Annotated in this window: 15 protein-coding genes; 8 read left to right on the top strand and 7 right to left on the bottom strand. The window is 64.5% G+C overall.

Annotated features, from left to right (window positions below; all coding sequences use genetic code 11):
- The first annotated feature begins 49 nt into the window (after nt 1-49).
- Both P6U23_RS04650 and P6U23_RS04645 read left to right on the top strand, forming a co-directional pair.
- Entirely contained in the window at nt 50-1438 is a 1389-nt protein-coding gene (locus P6U23_RS04650; protein WP_407178415.1) for an ATP-binding protein, read from the top strand.
- A 1101-nt stretch (nt 1439-2539) separates the two neighbouring features.
- On the top strand, nt 2540-3409 hold the full coding sequence (locus tag P6U23_RS04645; protein WP_407178414.1) for a hypothetical protein: 870 nt from the start codon (nt 2540-2542) through the stop codon (nt 3407-3409).
- Nucleotides 3410-3545: 136 nt separating this feature from the next.
- On the opposite strand, the gene P6U23_RS04640 is transcribed toward P6U23_RS04645, so the two are convergent.
- The 3 genes from P6U23_RS04640 to P6U23_RS04630 form a co-directional block, all read right to left on the bottom strand.
- Nucleotides 3546-4175 (bottom strand): glutathione S-transferase family protein, encoded by a 630-nt coding sequence (locus P6U23_RS04640; protein ID WP_407178413.1) that lies wholly within the window; start codon nt 4173-4175, stop codon nt 3546-3548.
- A 155-nt stretch (nt 4176-4330) separates the two neighbouring features.
- Nucleotides 4331-5830, bottom strand: a complete 1500-nt coding sequence (gene glpK / locus P6U23_RS04635; protein ID WP_407178412.1) for a glycerol kinase GlpK — start codon at nt 5828-5830, stop codon at nt 4331-4333.
- Nucleotides 5831-6292: 462 nt separating this feature from the next.
- A complete protein-coding gene (locus tag P6U23_RS04630; RefSeq protein ID WP_407178411.1) occupies nt 6293-8026 on the bottom strand; it encodes an outer membrane beta-barrel protein in 1734 nt (577 codons plus the stop codon).
- Between the two features lie 201 nt (nt 8027-8227).
- Here P6U23_RS04630 and P6U23_RS04625 point away from each other — a divergent pair, with 201 nt between their 5' ends.
- The gene (locus tag P6U23_RS04625; protein WP_407178410.1) at nt 8228-9232 is read left to right on the top strand and encodes an SIS domain-containing protein; all 1005 of its coding nucleotides are present in this window, start codon (nt 8228-8230) and stop codon (nt 9230-9232) included.
- A gap of 94 nt (nt 9233-9326) precedes the next feature.
- Here P6U23_RS04625 and P6U23_RS04620 read toward each other — a convergent pair whose 3' ends face one another.
- Nucleotides 9327-9881 (bottom strand): carboxymuconolactone decarboxylase family protein, encoded by a 555-nt coding sequence (locus P6U23_RS04620; protein ID WP_407178409.1) that lies wholly within the window; start codon nt 9879-9881, stop codon nt 9327-9329.
- Nucleotides 9882-10013: 132 nt separating this feature from the next.
- On the opposite strand from P6U23_RS04620, the gene P6U23_RS04615 reads away from it, so the two are divergent.
- The gene (locus P6U23_RS04615; RefSeq protein ID WP_407181324.1) at nt 10014-10289 is read left to right on the top strand and encodes a winged helix-turn-helix transcriptional regulator; all 276 of its coding nucleotides are present in this window, start codon (nt 10014-10016) and stop codon (nt 10287-10289) included.
- A 56-nt stretch (nt 10290-10345) separates the two neighbouring features.
- On the opposite strand, the gene hemH is transcribed toward P6U23_RS04615, so the two are convergent.
- The gene (gene hemH, locus P6U23_RS04610) at nt 10346-11365 is read right to left on the bottom strand and encodes a ferrochelatase (protein ID WP_407178408.1); all 1020 of its coding nucleotides are present in this window, start codon (nt 11363-11365) and stop codon (nt 10346-10348) included.
- Nucleotides 11366-11595: 230 nt separating this feature from the next.
- On the opposite strand from hemH, the gene P6U23_RS04605 reads away from it, so the two are divergent.
- Together P6U23_RS04605 and shc are read left to right on the top strand one after the other, a co-directional pair.
- Nucleotides 11596-11994: an MAPEG family protein gene (locus tag P6U23_RS04605; protein ID WP_407178407.1), complete on the top strand. Its 399-nt coding sequence runs from the start codon at nt 11596-11598 to the stop codon at nt 11992-11994.
- Nucleotides 11995-12143: 149 nt separating this feature from the next.
- A complete protein-coding gene (gene shc / locus P6U23_RS04600) occupies nt 12144-14249 on the top strand; it encodes a squalene--hopene cyclase (RefSeq protein WP_407178406.1) in 2106 nt (701 codons plus the stop codon).
- A gap of 6 nt (nt 14250-14255) precedes the next feature.
- On the opposite strand, the gene P6U23_RS04595 is transcribed toward shc, so the two are convergent.
- Together P6U23_RS04595 and P6U23_RS04590 are read right to left on the bottom strand one after the other, a co-directional pair.
- Complete coding sequence (locus tag P6U23_RS04595) at nt 14256-15203, bottom strand: IS630 family transposase (protein WP_407176024.1); 948 nt, start codon at nt 15201-15203, stop codon at nt 14256-14258.
- 247 nt (nt 15204-15450) lie between these two features.
- Entirely contained in the window at nt 15451-17541 is a 2091-nt protein-coding gene (locus P6U23_RS04590; RefSeq protein WP_407178405.1) for a M3 family metallopeptidase, read from the bottom strand.
- 132 nt (nt 17542-17673) lie between these two features.
- Between P6U23_RS04590 and P6U23_RS04585 the strand changes: the two genes are divergently transcribed.
- Together P6U23_RS04585 and P6U23_RS04580 are read left to right on the top strand one after the other, a co-directional pair.
- Nucleotides 17674-17940, top strand: a complete 267-nt coding sequence (locus tag P6U23_RS04585) for a hypothetical protein (protein WP_407178404.1) — start codon at nt 17674-17676, stop codon at nt 17938-17940.
- 706 nt (nt 17941-18646) lie between these two features.
- Nucleotides 18647-19789, top strand: a complete 1143-nt coding sequence (locus tag P6U23_RS04580) for a type III PLP-dependent enzyme (RefSeq protein ID WP_407178403.1) — start codon at nt 18647-18649, stop codon at nt 19787-19789.
- The last annotated feature ends 98 nt before the right edge of the window (nt 19790-19887 follow it).

The raw sequence follows: 19887 nt of genomic DNA, 5'->3' as shown, positions 1-19887 counted from the left end.
CGCTCACGCTCGCACCTCAGGATGACGGTGATAGACGCGTGCGCACCCCATGAGCACGATCGACGCCGGCCTCACTCTGCTGCGAAGTGCCGCGGGGCGCGTTTCCGCCGCCAATGGGCGGCTGGGCGGCGCCTTCAAGGGCTGGATGCCGACCGGGCTCTACGCGCGCACGCTGCTGATCATGATCGTGCCGATGGTGATCCTGCAGTCGGTGGTCGCCTTCGTGTTCATGGAGCGGCATTGGAACACGGTGACGCGGCATCTCTCGGCCGCGGTGGTGCAGGACATCGCCGCGCTGATCGACGTCTACAAGGGCTATCCGCAGGACAAGGACCGCGCGCAGATCCGCCGCATAGCCCAGCAGCGGCTGGGACTGGTGGTCGATTTCCTCCCCGTCGGCGACATGCCGGCGCCGGGGCCAAAGCCGTTCTTCTCGCTGCTCGATCAATCGCTCTCGGCGCAGATTGGCCGCCAGATCGGCCGCCCCTTCTGGATCGACACGGTCGGGAAGTCCAACCTGGTCGAGATCCGCATCCAGCTCGACGACGCGGTGATGCGGGTGTTCGCGCTGCGCAGCGCGGCCTATGCCTCCAACTCGGAGATCTTCCTGTTCTGGATGGTCGGGACCTCCTCGATCCTGCTCATCGTCTCTGTGCTGTTCCTGCGCAACCAGATCAAGCCGATCCTGCGCCTTGCGGATGCCGCCGAGAGCTTCGGAAAGGGCCGAGAGGCACCGAAGTTCCGGCCGCGCGGCGCGCGCGAGGTACGACGCGCAGCCCATGCCTTCCTGGAAATGAAGGCGCGCATCGAGCGCACCATCGAGCAGCGCACCGCCATGCTCGCCGGCGTCAGTCACGATTTGCGCACCATTCTCACCCGCTTCAAGCTCGAGCTTGCGCTGCTCGGCGACAGTCCCGAGATCGACGCCATGCGCAAGGACGTCGACGAAATGTCGATGATGCTCGAGGATTATCTCGCCTTCGCCCGCGGCGATTCCGGCGAGAATGCACAGCCGACCGACATGGCGATGGCGCTTGAGGAGCTGCGCAATGATGCCGAGCGCCACGGCCATTCCGCCACCGTGGCCTTCCGCGGGCTGCCGGTGGTCACGGTCAAGCCGGCCTCGTTCAAGCGCTGCCTCGCCAACCTCGTCTCCAACGCGGCGCGGCACGCCAACACCATCTCCATCACCGGGCATCGCGATCACCGCTATCTCACCGTGATGGTCGACGATGACGGCCCGGGCATTCCGGCGCACATGCGCGAAGAGGTGTTCAAGCCTTTCCTGCGGCTGGACGGCGCCCGCAACCAGGACGAGGGCGGCACCGGACTCGGGCTCGCGATCGCCCGCGATATCGCCCGCTCCCACGGCGGCGACATCATGCTCGGCGACAGCCCGATGGGCGGCCTCCGCGCCACCGTGCGCGTGCCGGTGTAGGCCGGGCGGCGGCGCTGACGTATTGCATCTATGGGCCTCATGGTTCGAGACGCGCGGCGTTGCCGCGCTCCTCACCATGAGGGTCTGATGTCGTGCCCACGTGTTACGACCTCATCCTGGGGAGTGGTGACAGGCCGCGTCTGGCCCCGACAAGAACGGCGACACGATTTTTCGTTCTCGCCGCGCGATCCGCGCCCGAGCTTTGCATCGACTGGCCCCTCCGAAAATGAGAGGGCGCAGGGAATGCCGGGTGCAGGCTGCACCCATGGCCACCGCGCAAAAAACTGCGCAACGCGCGCGCGTTGACCGACAGGTTCAGCCGGAGCAGTCCGGCATTCCCTGCGCAGTGGTTTTACGGCTTACTCCGCGCTCTCCCCGGTGAGCCAGACTTTGTTGTCACCGTCGCCAGCGAGATGCGGTCACGCATCTTCGCAAAACTTGGCGCCAGCCTTGGGGCGCCAGGACCACACGACTTCGCCGTCCGCTTCCGTATCGTTCGTCTTCGATACATCCGCGTCCACCGCATCCCGCCTCCACGTCCGTGACGTTCGCGACACGCCCCTCTTCAATCGAGGCGGGACGCGGGAAGGATGCGACTGATTTGGGGTGATCACAAAGCGGAATATTTTTGCGCGCGGATCTGGACCACCCAAATCAGCTTGATGCGGCTTGCGAAATCAGTTTTTTGGCGCATGCAATTTTTTAGTCGCTGAAATGCACGCCAGCGAAGCGGCGACGATTTTCTCGAGCGGCAGCCAGATTGTTTGGCCATCCTGGCGAAAGCCAGGCCCCCCCGGCGACCGATGATGCAGACATTCGTTCCAGGTTCCCCAAAAGACTTCGCGGTCCGGCCGCAGACTCTCCTTCGTACAGCCATGCTTTGGTCAAAACTGAGCGGAGTGCTTGAGAGGTCGTCGAGTGGCAAGAGCGATGGGGTCAGGTTGGACTGACGTCCCACGCCAGCCCCTCGACTGAGCATGAACTTTTTGGAAAACCGGCAGGCGCCTTGCGCCAACGCGGCGCTTCGGGTCCGAATCATGCTCTGGTGGAAATCTGACTGCCCTCCTTCGGGTAATTTTGAAACGGGGAAAGGGAGTGCCAATGAATTCCACACCGAACGCCACTGAAGCCGACGGTATGCTGGCCGCGCGTGCGGATGAACGGCTCGCGCATGCCTATGAACAGATCGCGCGCGCCGATGACCAGCTCGCGCGTGTCACCGAACAGCTTTCAAGGCTGGAGCACAGCACGGGGCGCAATCCGTCCGCCGCGCCCGGCCGGCGGGCATCCCGTGGAAGCGCGATGCTGCGTGGCCTCACCGGCCTGCTGCTTGCGGCCGGCATCATTGTCGCTGCGTTCGTTGCGCAGTCGTCCTATGGCAAGCCGCTCAAGCTGATGATCGCCCGATGGGCACCGCAACTGATCTCGACGCCATCGGCGCAGGCGGAGAACGCATCACCTTCCGCGCAGTCCGCCCCACCCCCCGTTCAGGTGGCCGCGGCGGATCCGGCGGCTGCGGACGCAACGCCGGCGGCCCAGACCGCACCGCAGGACGCGGCGCCGCAGGCAATCGCGGCGCCAGCCGCCCCGTCGCTCGCCGAACTGGCGGAGCTCCTGCAGTTGATCGCGCGCGATGTCACAAACCTGCAGCAGGCGATCGACCAACTCAAGACGGACCAGGCCCAGCTCAAGGCGGACCAGGCCCAGATTGCCGGCGACAATGCGAGGGCTGTCGAGCAGCTCAAGGCGGGACAGGACCAAATGACACGCCTGATCGCCAAGCTTTCCGAGCAGAAGGCCTCCGAGCCAAGGGTCTCCCAGCAGACCCCGCGCGCGCCCACCCCAGCGTCGGCAACAGCGCCGGCACCGAGGCCGATCGCCGCCCCGGCGCGCAAGCCCGTTGCAGCGCCTTTGCCGCAACAAGCCAGAGCGCGGCCGCCGGCGCCCATGCTGCCGCCGGATGATCAGTAGAAGTGATCAGAGCGCAAACCCATCACCTTAGCGGAGTCCGTAGGATGGGTTGAGCGCAAGCGAAACCCATCAACCGTCGGCGCAAACGCGATGGGTTTCAGTTCGTTCAACCCATCCTACGGGTAACGCTTTTCGATCACCCCTTCGGCGGCGCCAGCGGCTGGACGATTTCCTTGAACGCCGGCAGCGCCTCGCAACGCGTGGCGTGGGCGGCCAGCGCCGGATAGCGATCGGTATTGAACAGATGCGAATGCGCCTCGCTCGTGAAGCGCAGCACGCAGGCAATCGCGATATCGGAATGGCCGATGCGCTCGCCGAACAGATAGGGGCTCGCCGTTGTCGCGCGCTCCTGCTCCAGCGCATCGAGCGCGCCTGAAATCTGCGCCTCGCAGCGATCGACCCAGAGTTTTAATTGCTCCTTGCGCAGCACGCTCTCGTAAACGAGGCTCACCGACTTGTCGCCAAGACCAGTCGCCAGTGCGATCATGCGCAAATGCCTGCGACGCTCAATTCCGTTGGGCGCGATCATCGCCTTGTCGGGGCCGACGAGTTCATCGAGATAATCGATGATCGCGGCGGAATCGATCAGCGCCTCGCCGTCATCGAGCACGAGCGTCGGCACCCGCCGCAACGGATTATAGGGCGCGATCTTGTCGGCATCGCCGAAGGTCGACCACGGCTTGTGATCGAACTTCAATCCATAAAGCCGCATCGCGATCGCGACGCGGCGGACGAAAGGGGAGTCGTATTGGCCGATGAGGAACATGGTCGATACCTTCTCTCTTCACCCATTCTGCCATACTCCGCCCATGCGGGTATCCAGCATGCCGTGCTGTCGCGATGTTATTACGACGTCTCTGGAATACAGGATCATCCGCTTTCGCGGATGATGGGGGAAATCGCGGCAGCGATCGGCTGCCCCTACCCCCCATCACTCGCCAGCACGCCCCTCACCGCCCTTGCCCAGCCCTTCAGCTTGCGCTCGCGTGTGGCCTGGCTCATGTTCGGTTTGAAGCGATATTCCAAGCGCCAGTTGTCGGCGAATTTTGACGGTTCGGGATAGACGCCGGCGGCAAGGCCCGCGAGATAGGCGGCCCCTAACGCCGTGGTCTCCTGGATCATCGGGCGGTCGACCGGCGCGTTCAAGAGATCGGCGAGGCGCTGCATGGTCCAATCCGACGCCGTCATGCCGCCGTCGACGCGCAGCACGATGTTGGCGGCTTTTGCTTCCGGCCAATCGGCGCGCATGGCTTCCCAGAGGTCGAACGTCTGGTAGCAGACGCTTTCGAGCGCGGCATGCGCGAGCTCGGCCGGGCCGGTGTTGCGCGTGAGCCCGAACAGCGCGCCGCGCACGTTCGGATTCCAATAGGGCGCGCCCATGCCGACAAAGGCCGGCACCAGGTAAACGCTCTGCATGGAATCGGATTGATCGGCGAGCGGGCCGGTTTCGGCGGCCTGCTTGATGATCCCTAAGCCATCGCGCAGCCACTGCACCGCCGAGCCCGCGACGAAGATCGAGCCTTCGAGCGCATAAGTCCGCTTGCCCTGGAGCTGATAGGCGATGGTGGTGAGCAGCTTGTTCTTGGACGCAACAGGCGTGGCGCCGGTGTTGAGGAGCGCAAAGCAGCCGGTGCCGTAGGTCGATTTGATCATGCCGGGCGTGAAGCAGGCCTGGCCGATGGTTGCGGCCTGCTGATCGCCCGCGATGCCAGCGATCGGAATCGCGCCGCCGAACAATTCCGGCAGGCTTTCGCCGAAGCTGGCGGACGAATCCTTCACATCCGGCAGCATCGAGCGCGGCACGCGCAGGATCTTCAGCAGCTCCTCATCCCACTCGCCGGTGTGGATGTTGAAGAGCAGCGTGCGCGAGGCGTTGGTGGCATCGGTCGCGTGCACCTTGCCGCCGGTGAGCCGCCACAGCAGGTAACAATCCACGGTGCCGAACAGCAGCTCGCCGGCTTCCGCGCGGGCGCGGGCGCCGGGGACCTGGTCGAGGATCCAGGCGACTTTTGTCCCGGAAAAATAGGGGTCGATGATCAGGCCGGTTCGCCGCGAAATTTCTGGCTCCAGGCCTTCGGCCTTGAGCCGCGCGCAGATGTCGGCGGTGCGGCGGTCCTGCCAGACGATGGCGCGGTGCACGGCTTGTCCTGTGGCGCGATCCCACACCACGGTGGTCTCGCGCTGGTTGGTGATGCCGATCGCGGCGATGTCTTTTGCCTTCAGGCCCGCCTTCTCCAACGCATGGCGGCAGGTCATGACGGTGGAGGTCCAGATGTCCTCCGGCTCGTGCTCGACCCAGCCCGAGGCCGGAAAGTGCTGCGGGAATTCGGCTTGCGCCACCGCCGCGATGGAAATGTCGCCGCGAAACACGATGGCGCGCGAGGATGTGGTGCCCTGATCGATGGCCAGCACGAAAGACATGGTGGTGATTCCTGGAGATGATTCCTGGCGTTCTTCCCGGAAGGTTTGCTTTACGCCCAAGCAAGCGGATTGGCGGGGCAAGGTCAATATGTGAGCGAGCAGCGATCTTCCGCGGCGCCCTGTCAGGTGTAGGGCTATCGCATATGGCGCCGCCGGATTCTTGCGCCGATGTTTCCGGATCGTCATGGCCGGGCTTGTCCCGCCTGCGGGCCGAAGCCCCTTCGGCGAGGCGAAGGCCCGGCCATCCACGTCTTTCGCCACGCGAAACCAAGACGTGGATGCCCGGGCACAAGGCCGGGCATGACGAGCTTGTGGGCCAACCAGATAAGGCGCACCGAACCTGCAGCGCGATCCGGATATGCGCTAGCCCTGCGACCGCGTGAAAGGCCACCGACGTTTGAGATTCTTGTTTTGCGCATGATCTTTTCGGAACGCCGGTGCCCACTTTGTCCGGATCATGCGCTAATTCTGCAGCCGCACCCCCAGCATCACCACCGTCGCCTTCGAGCTCGCGTTCACCACGTTGGAATCCAGCGCGTCGTAGCGCAGCGTGCCCTTGAGCCAGAGATAGCGGGTCATCTTGTAGATGACATCGCCCTCGATCGAGTAGGTGGTGTCGTTGCGGTTGTCGCCCTGGTAGTCGAGCGTGCCGTAGGTGAACTTGCCGATGCCGGTGAGCCAGCGGCGGAAGTCGTGATCGACCTCGAAGGTATAGGTGTGGATCAGCGTGCCCGAGGTGCCGGGCACGGTGGTCTCGGCGATCTGGGTGTCGGAATAGAATTTGGCCGTGGTGAGCGGGGTCGCGGTCCAGATCAGCGAGGCCGAGGTGAGCAGGCCGTCCAGCCGGTTCAGCCGGGGATCGACATAGTTGCGCGCGGCATAGCCGATCGAGACTTCGCCGGTGATGAGGCGCGTGAATTCGAAGGAGGTGCCGGCCTTGGCATAGCCGCCGGAGGAATCGCGCTGATAGCCGTTGCGGTCGAACTGCAGGTCATGCACGCGGGTGTCGCCCTCGACTTCCGCGAACGGCTTGAGGCCCGGCAGCACCTCATAGGAGATGCGCCCGACCCCGCCATACTGGTTGAAATTGCGGTCGTCGTTGGAGGAGGTGGTGCCGTCGGCGAGCGTCGAGTTCTGGTAGGAGGTGCGGTCGACCGTCGCGCCGCCGGAAATCGTGAGGCGGTTGAAGCGCTGGTCGAAGCCGAGCGTACCGCCGAGGGTCGTGTAGATCGGATAGCTCTTGAGCCCCACCTGCACGTTGGGGCTGCCGGGATTGTCGGTCGCGACGTTCAAGCGGAGCTGCGCGGTGATGTCGGTGTCGCTGGAGACATCGAGCCGCCCGTCGACATGGCCGATGAAATTCGGACGGTCGACATTGGTCGGCGCCGGCGATGCCGCCCCATCGATGGTCGTGGGCAGGCTGCCGCCATAGCCGGTAAAGGAGCCGCGCAGGTCGGCAACCAGCGCGTGACGGTCCCAGTTGGAGACCGCCAGAAACTCCGGCGCGACCACCCAGGACGGCAGGCCGCGCGGCTCGTTGAGGCGGCCGGGATTGCTGTCGTAGCCGCCGGACAATTCCACCGCCGTCTTGACCAGGAACGACCCCGCATAATCGCCGACCGCGCCGAACGGATCATCGTCCAGCTTGAGCCGGCGGCGCGGCGGCTGGCCGGGCACGCTGCCGGCCACCGACGGCGGCACCGGGGGCCTCGCGGCCATCTCCGAAGGCGGGATCGAGAGGCGCAGATCGCCGACCGCATTGACCTGCGGCGGCGGAGGCGGCGGCGTGCCGGGACCGGGCGGCGGTTTGGGCCGCGCCTGCCCCGGATAATATTTCGGCGGCTTGCGCTTGCGATTGAGCGAATCGAAGCCGGCATCGCCGATGCTCTCGCCCGCCGGCAGCCCGAAGGTCGGAGACTGCCCGACCGGTGCCGGCGTGCCGGGCGCGAGCGAGCTCACCTGGTTGGGATTTGGCGGCGAAGACCCTGCCGAATCATCGGCGCTATCGTCGCCGATCTTGCGGAACGGCATCTCCTGCGCCGGGACGAAGGCGCCGCGCTGCGGATTGAACAGGTCGGAGGTCAGCGTCTGGGCGCCGGCGATGGACGGGGCGAAGGCGGCAAGCCCCAGGCAAGCCACGCCCGCGCGCAAGACGAGCGCGCCAGTCTCCCGGCCCCTTTCCGGCCCCCACCCCACGATGAAAAAACCCCAACGAAAACATGCACTTCATTGAACATTTCCGGCCGGGCACGCAGGCCTTGCGGAACATGTCGTTAATGGAGTTAAAACAATTATGGTTAATGACCCGTTGAGGGCGGGACGGGCGCCGTCGCCCCACCTCAACGGGCATGTTAAGCATTGCGTAACTGCCGTCTGGCCTCCTCCCTGGAAAGCGACATGCCTCAAACCAAACCGCTCATGGCGACATCACCCGACCATGCCGACGCCATTCAATCGGCCCTGCGCACGCTGGACGTCGGCTCGAGCGGCATTGCCGCGATGGCCGCAGCCTTGCGCGGCCCGCTGGGCGCGGCCTTTGCTGCCGCGGTCGAGCTGATCCGCCAGGCGCGCGGGCGCGTCATCGTCACCGGGCTCGGCAAGTCAGGCCATGTCGCGCGCAAGATCGCCGCCACGCTGGCCTCGACCGGCACGCCCGCCTTCTTCGTGCACGCAGCCGAAGCCAGCCACGGCGACCTCGGCATGATCACCACGGATGACGTCATCGTCGCGCTGTCCTGGTCCGGTGAGCAGCCGGAGCTGAAGAACCTCGTCAATTACTCCGCGCGCTTTGCGATCCCGATGATCGCGGTAACCTCGAACGCGGAATCGTCGCTGGGTGCGGCGGCGCGGACCGTGCTGGAATTGCCCAGGGTGCGCGAAGCGTGCCCGCACAATCTGGCGCCGACCACCTCGACGCTGATGCAGGCCGCCATCGGCGATGCGCTCGCGATCGCGCTTCTGGAAAGCCGCGGCTTTACGGCGTCGCAATTTGCGAATTTCCATCCCGGCGGCAAGCTCGGCGCCATGCTCAAGCACATCAGCGATCTCATGCACACGGGCGAGGCCGTGCCGATCAAGCCGCTGGGCACGAAGATGGCGGACGCGCTGGTCGAGATGTCGGCCAAGGGCTTTGGCTGCGTCGCCATCGTTGACGGGCGCGGCTGCATTGCCGGCATCATCACCGACGGCGACCTGCGCCGCCAGATGCGGCCCGACCTCATCACCGCCGCGGTCGATGACGTCATGACCAAAAATCCCAAGACCATCGACACCTCATCGCTCGCCAGCGAAGCGATCGAGCTGCTCAATTCGGCCAAGATCACCACGCTGATCGTGACGGAAGCAAACAAGCCGGTCGGGATCTTGCACCTGCATGATCTGTTGCGCGCGGGGGTAGCGTGATTCCTTAATCGCCGTCATTGCGAGCGAAGCGAAGCAATCCAGAGCCACTCAAAGACTCTGGATTGCTTCGTCGCTTCGCTCCTCGCAATGACGTTCAGAGTTGCGGAAACCGCGCCGCGTTCTCTTCCAGCGGCAGGGCGAGCCCGTTCGCCAGATACGCGACCGTGCGATAGAAGCCGCAGAGCAGGATGATCTCCAGGATCTTGGCCTCGTCGTAATGGGCGCGGAGCGCGGCGAATTCCGCCTCGCTCCAGGTGGCGCGGTGATGTAGGGCGTCGACGGCGGCGATCAGCGCCTTTTCGGCTTGCGACCAGCACGACGCCTCAGCGCCATCCTGCACAGTGGCGCGGACCTCGGTTTCGGTGAGCTGCGCGGCCTTTGCGAATATCGCGACATGAACGCCCCATTCGTACTCGCATCTGGCGAGCGCGCAGGTGCGGTCGATCACGATCTCCCGCTCGCGCAATGACAGCGGGCCCGGATCGAGCAGGCTGCTCGCGCGGAACTTGTCCCAGGCGCGCGCATGGCCCGCCATCACACGGAACAGCATCAACGGCGGCGCGCCGCGCATGATGCGATCGAACTGGGCCTGGATCTCGGGCGGGTAAGGCGGACTAAGCGGCGTGATGCGTGACATCGTTGACGACATGGCCGGCCCTGTTGCTACAATTATTGTAGCGATGCTACAATATCCGTAGCGGAGCGACAAGGGAGGGCGGCGTTGCCGAAACGAGCCTTGAAGACGCGCAGCGTGCGCGGCTCACGCACGGGCCGGCCAATCATGGTCCTGCTCGAGCTGTTGGGCCGGCGCTGGAGCTTGCGGATTCTGTGGGAGCTGCGCGGCGACAGGCTGACCTCGCGTGCCTTGCGGGCGGCTTGCGACGAGGCTTCTCCCACAGTGCTGCAGGCGCGCCTGTCCGAGTTGCGCGCGGCCGGTTTCATTGAACTCGCGCCGGCGGAAGGCTATGGACTGACGCCGCTCGGCCGCGAGCTGTGCGAAACCTTTCTGCCGCTGCATCGATTCGCCGAGCGCTGGAGCAGGCGGGAGGAGGACTGACGTTTCTCTCCCCGCAGCGCGGGCGGTTGCCATCACACCAGTGCGTCAACCGATCGCTAAATCCAGCCCTGCAGCTCGCGCAGCACCAATTGGCGGATGACGTCCATGCCGGACGCGCTGTCGTTGAGGCAGGTGATGGCGGAGAACTGCTCGCCGCCATGGTGCTTGAAGATCTCGGCGTTCTCGCCGGCGATCTCTTCCAGCGTCTCCAGGCAATCGGCTGAAAAACCCGGCATCACCACCGCAAGGCGCTTGATGCCCTCCTTCGCCAGCCGCTCGACTGTCTTGTCGGTGTAGGGCTGCAGCCATTCTTCATTGCCGAAGCGCGACTGGAAGGTCATCAGGAGCTTCGAATTGTCGAGGCCAAGCCGCTCGCGGAGCGCTTCCGTGGTCGCGGCGCATTGCGCAGGATACGGATCGCCGGCATCGACATAGGATTTGGGCATGCCGTGATAGGAGGCCAGGATCAGCTCCGGCTCGAACGGCAGCGTCGCAAGATGGGCGTTGACCGAGACCGCGAGCGCCTCGATGTAATTGGGATCGTCATAGTAAGGCGGGCTCACGCGCAGCGTCGGTTGCGCGCGCAAGGACGCGAGCACGCGAAAGGCTTCGTCGCAGACGGTCGCCGACGTCGCCGCGGAGTATTGCGGATAGAGCGGCACCAGCAGAAGACGGTCGCAGCCTCGCGCCGTCAACGCTTCGATGCCCGAACGGATCGATGGGTTGCCGTAGCGCATCGCCCACTCGACCGCGACATGCTTTTGGTCGGCAATGGCGGAGGCGAGTTTCTCGGCCTGCGAGCGGGTAATGGTCTTCAGCGGGGATTCGTTGTTTTCGTTATTCCAGATCTTCTGGTAGTCGCGCGCCTTGATCCTGGGGCGCCTGCGCAGGATGATGCCGTTGAGGATGATCTTCCAGAGCAGTCCCTGGTCTTCGATGACGCGGCGGTCCGACAGGAACTCCTTCAGATAAACGCGCACGCCCTCGGCGTCGGCGGTGTCAGGCGTGCCGAGATTGACCAGAAGCACGCCGACGCGCGGCAGGCTCGGCGTGGCCGACGTCTTCACGCCTTGCATCGCGCTTTCCTTCGCGCTCTCCCTGGGAAGCACCGCCGTCATAGCGTGAGCTGGATTGGCGCCTTGCACCATCCTTGTCAAGCCAAGCCGCCGTTGGCTGGATCATGATCCGATTGGACGAAATCGGATCATGATCTCATCTCTTTGTTTGAGCATGATCTTTTCGGAAAACCGGTTTCCACTTTTCCGGATCATGCTCTAGTGTCCCGCGCGGATTGGCGGGGTGACGAATGACGATCGCCGAATACTGCGTTTTCGCCAGCGTGGCGCTCTACTTTTTGACGATCGTCCCGATCAAATGGCTGGGATTTCGCGATTATGACAATTCAAAACCGCGCGATCCCGCCTTTTATGAAGACGGGATCCGCGCCCGCGCATTGGGCGCGCACCAGAACGGCATCGAGGCGTTCCCGTTCTTTGCAATCGCCGTGCTGCTCGCCGAATTCCGCGGAGCGCCGCAGGGCCTGATCAACGAATTGGCGGTGCTGTTCCTGATCGTGCGGATGGCCTATGTGCTGACCTATATCGGCAACCGCCCCAGCCTGCGCTCGATCCTCTGGAGCGTCGGCTTCATCATCAATGTCGCCATCTTCTTCCTGCCGCTGATCCGCGGCTACCTGCCGATCTGAAGTTCGCCCCCCGCGCGATTTTTCGTTCCGCGTTTGATCTCATCCCTGCGCGGCCCGGCCGAATTGGCTTCACCGGAAAAATTACCTATACGGCGGGCAGGATTTAGACCGACGAGAAGGCGCCTCGCGAAGGCCGCCGGGAGATTCTGATGACGTTGAACGGCTCGACGTTCGAGAGCACGACGAGGGACCCTCACAACTTCCGCACCGCCTTGCAATCGAGCGTGCGGGCCGCGGCGGAGTGGCTGATCGAGCACCAGAAGCCGGATGGACACTGGGTGGGACGCGCGGAATCGAACGCCTGCATGGAAGCGCAGTGGTGCCTCGCGCTCTGGTTCATGGGGCTCGAAAATCACCCCTTGCGCAAGCGCCTGGGGCAGTCGCTGCTCGATACGCAGCGGCCGGACGGCGCCTGGCAGGTCTATTACGGTGCGCCGAATGGCGACATCAACACCACGGTGGAGGCTTACGCCGCGCTGCGCTCGCTCGGCTATCGTGATGATGAGCCTGCGCTGGTTCGCGCCCGCCAATGGATCGCCGCGAAAGGCGGCCTGCGCAACATCCGCGTCTTCACCCGTTACTGGCTCGCCTTGCTCGGGGAGTGGCCGTGGGAGAAGACGCCGAACATTCCGCCGGAGGTCATCTGGTTTCCGGTCTGGTTTCCGTTCTCGATCTACAATTTTGCGCAATGGGCGCGCGCAACCCTGATGCCGATCGCCCTGCTCTCGGCACGCCGCCCGAGCCGTCCGCTGCCGCCTGAAAACCGGCTCGACGCGCTGTTCCCCGAAGGACGCGACAAGTTCGATTACGAACTGCCGATCAAGGCCGGCGCGGGCGGTTGGGACAAGTTCTTCCGCGGCGCCGACAAGGTGCTTCACGCCCTGCAGAACCTCGGTAACCGGCTGAACCTTGGGCTGTGGCGCAACGCGGCGGTCAGCCGCGTGACCGAATGGATGATCCGGCATCAGGACTACGACGGCGCCTGGGGCGGAATCCAGCCGCCCTGGATCTACGGGCTGATGGCGCTTTATGCGGAGGGCTATCCCGTCAACCATCCGGTCCTGGCCAAGGGCCTCGATGCTCTGAACGACCCCGGCTGGCGGGTCGACGTAGGGGATGCGACCTACATCCAGGCCACCAACAGTCCGGTCTGGGACACGATCCTGACGCTGCTCGCCTTCGACGATGCCGGCGCGATCGGCGATTATCCGCAAGCCGTCGAAAAGGCGGTGCAGTGGGTGCTGGACCGGCAGGTGCGCGTGCCCGGCGACTGGTCGGTGAAGCTTCCTCACGTCAAGCCGGGCGGCTGGGCCTTCGAATACGCCAACAACTACTATCCCGATGTCGATGATACGGCGGTGGCGCTGATCGCGCTGGCACCGCTGCGTCATGATCCGAAATGGAAGGCCAGGGGCATCGAGGAAGCGATCCGGCTCGGCGTCGACTGGCTGGTCGGCATGCAGAGCAGAGGCGGCGGCTGGGGCGCTTTCGACAAGGACAACGACAAGAAGATCCTGACCAAGATCCCGTTCTGCGATTACGGCGAAGCGCTCGATCCGCCGTCGGTCGACGTCACCGCGCATGTCATCGAGGCGTTCGGCAAGCTCGGCATGTCGCGCCAGCATCCCTCGATCGTTCGCGCGCTGGACTTCATCCGTCGTGAGCAGGAGCCCGATGGCCCCTGGTTCGGCCGCTGGGGCGTGAACTATGTCTACGGCACCGGCGCCGTGCTGCCGGCGCTCGCGGCGATCGGCGAGGACATGAGCCAGCCGTTCATCGGCAAGGCCTGCGACTGGCTGGTCGCGCATCAGCAGGACAATGGCGGCTGGGGCGAGAGCTGCGCGTCCTACATGGATATCAAGGCGGTTGGCCGCGGCACCGCGACCGCATCGCAGACGGCATGGGCGCTGATGGCCCTGCTCGCCGCCAATCGGCCTGGGGATCGCGAGGCGATCGAGCGCGGCTGCATGTTCCTGGTGGAGCATCAGTCCGGCGGCACCTGGCGCGAGCCGCAGTTCACCGGCACCGGCTTTCCCGGCTATGGCGTCGGCCAGACCATCAAGCTCACTGACCCGTCCTTGCCCGGCCGCCTGATGCAGGGCCCCGAGCTCTCGCGCGCGTTCATGCTGCGCTATGACATGTACCGGCACTACTTCCCGCTGATGGCGCTGGGCCGCGCCGTGCGGCCGCAGGCACATGGGCAGGCCGTAGCGGCGGTCAAGACGGCGGAAGCAGGTGCCGCCGCGAGCGGCTAGAGCGTTTCACGATTTGGCGGAAGCGTAACCTGCGTTGGCGAAATAGTTGCTGCATTCGCGGGGCTGGATAGTTGTGACGAGGTCGCCGATGCAACGCCAAGTGTCTTCGATGGTGCGCTTCTGGGCGATGCGCATCCAATGCTTGATCTTGGCAAAGGCCTGCTCGATCGGATTGAGATCTGGTGAGTAAGGCGGCAGGTACCAGAGCCTGGCGCCGGCGCCGCGGATGATGCGGCGCAGAGCGGCCGACTTATGGCTGCCGAGATTGTCCATGATGACGATGTCGCCGGGCTTGAGAACGGGAACGAGTTGCTGTTCGACATAAGCTCGGAAGCACTCGCCGTTGATCGGCCCGTCGAAGACGCAAGGGGCCGTGAGACCATTGCAGCGCAGAGCGCCGAGAAAAGTCAGCGTTCGCCAGTGGCCGTGCGGGGCAAAACCTCGCACCCGCTCGCCCTTCGGTCCCCATCCGCGCAGCGGGGCCATGCTGGTTTTGATCCAGGTCTCGTCGATGAAAACCAGGCGCTGGGGATCCAAGCTGGCCTGCCATGACCGCCAGCGTCGCCGCCGACGCGCAACGTCAGCGCGGCCTTGCTCGAGGGCGAACAGCGTTTTTTTGAATCGCAGTCCTTCGCGCCGCAGGAATGTCCAGACCGCATTGTGCGAGACCTTGACCCCGCGCGCGGCGAGTTCGTCCTTCAGCTTGTGCAGCGTCAGATGCGGCGTCTGTCGGATCCGCTCTTTGATGAAAGCGCGGTGTGGTTCCAGCACCGGCTTGCGATGCCCGCCCATTTTGCCCGGGCTCACCGAGCCGGTCGCCCGATGGCGCTGCGACCACTTCACCACCGACGACACTGCAACACCAAACCGTGCCGCTACCGTACGGCAGCTCTCGCCAGCTGCCACCGCCGCCACCACTCGCTCTCGCAGATCATTGGAAAGAGGTCGGCTCATCAGATGCTGGCCCCCAGCCCAGCCAGCATCTTGAATCACAAACCAACCCTCAGGGGAATCCCTCCCGATTCAGCCTAGCCATGAATTGCTCTAGGGCATGAGGACATTGGGTTGAACTGTCCCGCTCGCTTCATCTCTCCGCGCCGGGGAGATGGAGCGAGTTCGCGGATGCCTGACTTGCGCGATCACAGCAATCGAGCCCGAGCCTACTGACGAACATCGCGCCGGCGCTAGGACCTGCCCGCTCTCACGCCGCCTTCGCGTCGTCCAACAATCCACGCCGGCGCAAGAGCGCGTCGGCCTCCGGCTCCCGGCCGCGGAAGGCGACATAGGCCGCTTCCGGATCGACCGAGCCGCCCGAGGAATAGATGTCGTCGTGCAGGCGCTTGGCCACGGCCGGATCGAAGATGTTGCCGGCCTCCTCGAAGGCGCCGAAGGCATCGGCGTCCATCACCTCCGACCACATGTAGCTGTAATAGCCGGCCGCATAGTAGCCGCCGGAGAACAGGTGGCCGAATTGCTGCGGCCGGTGCCGCATCGCGATCTCCTCGGGCATGCCGATCTTCTCCAGCTCCGCGCGCTCGAAGGCGCGCACGTCCTGCACGTTTGAAGCCGGCTGGGTATGGAATTCGAGATCGATCAGCGCGGAGGAGACGAACTCCACGGTGGCAAAGCCCTGGTTGAACTTGCGCGCGGCCAGGAAGCGCTGGAGCAGGTCCTCCGGCAGCGGCTCGCCGGTCTCGTAGTGCCGGGCGAACTTCTGCAGCACCTGCGGCTGCTCCTGCCAGTGTTCGTAAAGCTGCGAGGGCAGTTCGACGAAGTCGGTAAAGACGCTGGTGCCCGACAGCGAGGGGTAGGTCACGTTGGACAGCATGCCGTGCAGCCCATGGCCGAACTCGTGAAACAGCGTCCGCGCCTCGTCCGGCGACAGCAGCGAAGGCTGGCCCTCCGCCCCCTTGGCGAAGTTGCAGACGTTGATGACGAGAGGCGCGACCTCGCCGTCCAGCTTCTGCTGGTCGCGCAGCGAGGTCATCCAGGCGCCGGAGCGTTTTGACGGCCTTGCAAAGTAGTCGCCATAGAACAGCGCCTTGTGGCGGCCGCTCGCGTCATTGACCTCCCAGACCCGCACATCCGGGTGCCAGACCGGGATGTCCTTGCGCTCGGTGAAGGTGATGCCGAACAGGCGCGTGGCGCAGTCGAAGGCGGCCTCGATCATGTTGTCGAGGGGCAGATAGGGCTTGATCGCCGCGTCGTCGAAATTGGCCTTGGCCTGCCTGAGCTTCTCGGCATAGTAGCGCCAGTCCCAGGCCGCGAGCTTGAAATTGCCGCCATCCTTTTGGATCAAGTCCTGCAGCTCGTCGCGGTCGGCAAGGGCGCGGGCCCGCGCCGGCTGCCAGACCCGCTCCAGGAGGCCGCGCACGGCCTCGGGCGTCTTGGCCATCGAATCCGCGAGGCGGTAGGCGGCGAAGGTCGGATAGCCGAGCAGCTTCGCGCTCTCCTCGCGCAAGCTGAGGATTTCCAGGATGACGGCATTGTTGTCATTGGCGTTGCCGTTGTCGCCGCGGGCGATGAAGGCCTTGAACACCTTTTCGCGCAGGTCGCGCCTGGCCGACGTCTGCAGGAACGGCTCGACCGAGGAGCGCGACAGCGTCACGATCGCCTTGCCGGGCATGCCCCGCTCCTCGGCGGCGGCCTTGGCGGCGGCAATGAAGGTGTCGGAGAGCCCTTCGCGATCGTCCTCGCCGAGCTCGAGGAACCATTCCTGCTCATCGGCAAGCAGATGATGGCTGAAGGTGGTGCCGAGCTGGGCGAGCCGCTCGTTGATCTCGGCCATCCGCTTCTTGCCGTCCTCGGAAAGGCCCGCGCCGGCGCGCTGGAAGCGGGTGTAGGTGCGCTCGAGGAGCCGCATCTGCTCGCCCGTCAGCTTCAGGCCGTTGCGGTTGTCGTGCAGCATGGCGATGCGGCCGAACAGCACACCGTTCATCATGATCGGATTCCAGTGCCGCGCCATCCGCAACGAGACCTGCTCGTCGAGCTTGAGGATCTCCGGGTTGGAATGGGCCGAGACCAGGTCGTAGAACACGGCCGAGATCTTGTTGAGCAACTTACCGGAACGTTCCAGCGCCGTGATCGTATTGTCGAAGTCCGGGGTCGTCGGGTCGTGGGTGATGGCGGCGATCTCGGCGGAATGATCGGTGAAGGCCTGCTCGAAGGCCGGCAGGAAATGCTCCGGCGTGATCTCGTCGAACGGCGGCGTCTGATGCGGCGTCTCCCAGCCCTTCAAAAGCGGGTTGTCACGCGCTTGCGGAAGCATCGTCGTCTGCAGGATTTCTACCATCGGAATTATCCGTTTTGTCGCTTAAAACCTTGGGCCAGATATAGCACGCGATGGGGCTTTTTTGGGCCTTTTCCGCTTGATACAGCAGCACTTTTCGGGGAGATTGCCCCCCGAAAAAGCCAGGATGAAGCCATGAGTTCGCAGAGCCCCGAAACCACCTCCACCTCTCGCCGGATCGTCTGGACGAGCGTCGTCACTGTGATCAGCGCCGCGATCCTGATCGGCGCCGAAGTGTTCGGCGCGGCGTTCGCCGGCGGCTGGGCGCTCGCCATCCTGTTCGATCTCGGCGACACCGGCGCGCACATCCTGCAGGCGCTCTTGTTTGCCTTCGGCGTGTTCGTGATGATCGCGTTCGTCCGCAACGCCTCGCGCGTCGAACCGTTCACGCGCCGCGCGTAAGTTGTTCGATGCAAGAAAGCCTTGTGCCATCGGCACAAGTGCGACGTCGCTCTCTCGCAAAGGCTTGTAGCTCGCGCGCAAAGACTTAACGCACGTTCATCTTCGATGCTCACGCGCGCGCGATCGCAAGTTCGCGTTAGGCAAACTTGTCCTCAGCCTAAAAATTTTCTTGCGAAGCAGAGTCAAAGAGCTTATCTCAACGCTTGCCCAATTTCGCACGTGCCTGTGGTCGTGTGTCAGTCGGTAGGTATCCGGACAAGAGGCCGGACAGCCGCCAAGGGATGAAGAACCGAGGGTCGCTCAAGGCCGAGACTCAACCGAGACAACGTTGGGTCGAACGCTCGAGAGGCCAGCATCTCTCTCAAGGGATGCCGTTGAAGGTCACTTCCTCCCTTGCAACCGTGACTGGCAGCCGGAGGCGAACCGGCGCACCTCGTTCTCAACGGGGGACGCGACTTAAAGCAACGACGGAGCGGGCTTTTTTGGTCTCTACCGGCAGTCCAACGCCGGCGCGGGCTACTGAAAAGGCTTGTCCTTCATTGCCAGGTGAGCGGGCGGGAAAATTCCCAACCAATCCACGGCAGCACAATTCGGTCTGGGTTCTTTAGGCCCTGTCGCGCCTCCATCGCGTCGGCAGCGCCGAAGCATCCACGTCCGAGAACGTTTTGAACGGGTCTCGTCGCTTGAGGCCGTTTGGAGGGGTGCTATGACCGAACGCATCAGGGAATTCCTGCGCGATCGCCGCAACAAGGGTCTCGACACCGAGCCCTGTCTCGTCGTCGACCTCGAGGTCGTGCGCGACAACTATCTGAGCTTTGCCAAGGCGCTGCCGGACAGCCGCGTGTTCTACGCGGTGAAGGCCAATCCCGCGCCTGAGGTGCTGGCGCTGCTCGCCTCGATGGGCTCCTGCTTCGATACCGCGACGGTGGCCGAGATCGAGATGGCGTTGGCCGCCGGTGCGACGGCCGACCGCATCTCCTATGGCAACACCATCAAGAAGGAGCGCGACATCGCGCGCGCCTTCGCGCTCGGCATTCGGCTGTTCGCGGTCGACTGCGCCGCCGAAGTCGAGAAGGTCGCGCGGGCCGCTCCCGGCGCGCGGGTGTTCTGCCGCATCCTCTATGACTGCGCCGGCGCCGAATGGCCGCTGTCGCGTAAGTTCGGCTGCGACCCCGAGATGGCGGTCGAGGTACTCGACCTCGCCAAGCGGATGGGTCTGGAGCCCTGCGGCATCTCCTTCCATGTCGGCTCGCAGCAGCGCAAGGTGAAGGCGTGGGACCGCGCGCTGGCGATGGCCGCGACCGTGTTCCGCGACTGCGCCGAGCGCGGCATCAACCTGTCCATGGTCAACATGGGCGGCGGCTTCCCGACCAAGTATCTGAAGGATGTGCCGCCGGTCGTGCAGTATGGCCGGTCGATCTTCCGCGCGCTGCGCAAGCATTTCGGCAACCAGATCCCGGAGACCATCATCGAGCCGGGACGCGGCATGGTCGGCAATGCCGGGGTCATCGAGTCCGAGGTCGTGCTCATCTCCAGGAAGAGCGACGAAGACGAGGTGCGCTGGGTGTACCTGGACATCGGCAAGTTCGGCGGGCTGGCCGAGACCATGGACGAGTCGATCCGCTACGCCATCCGCACCCCGCATGACGGAGCCGAGATGACGCCCTGCGTGCTCGCCGGGCCCACCTGCGACTCCGCGGACGTGCTCTACGAGAAGATCCCGTATCCGCTCCCGGTGACGCTCGAGATCGGCGACAAGGTGCTGATCGAGGGGACCGGGGCCTATACGTCGACCTACTCGTCGGTGGCCTTCAACGGCATTCCGCCGCTCAAGACCTACCACATCTGAGCACCCTCCGCGGTGCGGAGGAGATGAGAGAGCGGGAGCCGATGCGTCGGCTCCCTCCCAACAAACAGATTTGCCGACGACGCTTGGGCTGCGTGGCT

It is taken from the genome of Bradyrhizobium sp. STM 3562, from assembly GCF_045571435.1.
GTDB lineage: Bacteria > Pseudomonadota > Alphaproteobacteria > Rhizobiales > Xanthobacteraceae > Bradyrhizobium.
This window is presented reverse-complemented; position numbering and strand designations above follow the sequence as displayed.

Coding starts and splice junctions, on each gene's coding strand:
- P6U23_RS04650 (WP_407178415.1), top strand. CDS start 50: ATGAGCACGATCGACGCCGGCCTCACTCTGCTGCGAAGTGCCGCGGGG.
- P6U23_RS04645 (WP_407178414.1), top strand. CDS start 2,540: ATGAATTCCACACCGAACGCCACTGAAGCCGACGGTATGCTGGCCGCG.
- P6U23_RS04640 (WP_407178413.1), bottom strand. CDS start 4,175: ATGTTCCTCATCGGCCAATACGACTCCCCTTTCGTCCGCCGCGTCGCG.
- glpK (WP_407178412.1), bottom strand. CDS start 5,830: ATGTCTTTCGTGCTGGCCATCGATCAGGGCACCACATCCTCGCGCGCC.
- P6U23_RS04625 (WP_407178410.1), top strand. CDS start 8,228: ATGCCTCAAACCAAACCGCTCATGGCGACATCACCCGACCATGCCGAC.
- P6U23_RS04620 (WP_407178409.1), bottom strand. CDS start 9,881: ATGTCGTCAACGATGTCACGCATCACGCCGCTTAGTCCGCCTTACCCG.
- P6U23_RS04615 (WP_407181324.1), top strand. CDS start 10,014: ATGGTCCTGCTCGAGCTGTTGGGCCGGCGCTGGAGCTTGCGGATTCTG.
- hemH (WP_407178408.1), bottom strand. CDS start 11,365: ATGCAAGGCGTGAAGACGTCGGCCACGCCGAGCCTGCCGCGCGTCGGC.
- P6U23_RS04605 (WP_407178407.1), top strand. CDS start 11,596: ATGACGATCGCCGAATACTGCGTTTTCGCCAGCGTGGCGCTCTACTTT.
- shc (WP_407178406.1), top strand. CDS start 12,144: ATGACGTTGAACGGCTCGACGTTCGAGAGCACGACGAGGGACCCTCAC.
- P6U23_RS04595 (WP_407176024.1), bottom strand. CDS start 15,203: ATGAGCCGACCTCTTTCCAATGATCTGCGAGAGCGAGTGGTGGCGGCG.
- P6U23_RS04590 (WP_407178405.1), bottom strand. CDS start 17,541: ATGGTAGAAATCCTGCAGACGACGATGCTTCCGCAAGCGCGTGACAAC.
- P6U23_RS04585 (WP_407178404.1), top strand. CDS start 17,674: ATGAGTTCGCAGAGCCCCGAAACCACCTCCACCTCTCGCCGGATCGTC.
- P6U23_RS04580 (WP_407178403.1), top strand. CDS start 18,647: ATGACCGAACGCATCAGGGAATTCCTGCGCGATCGCCGCAACAAGGGT.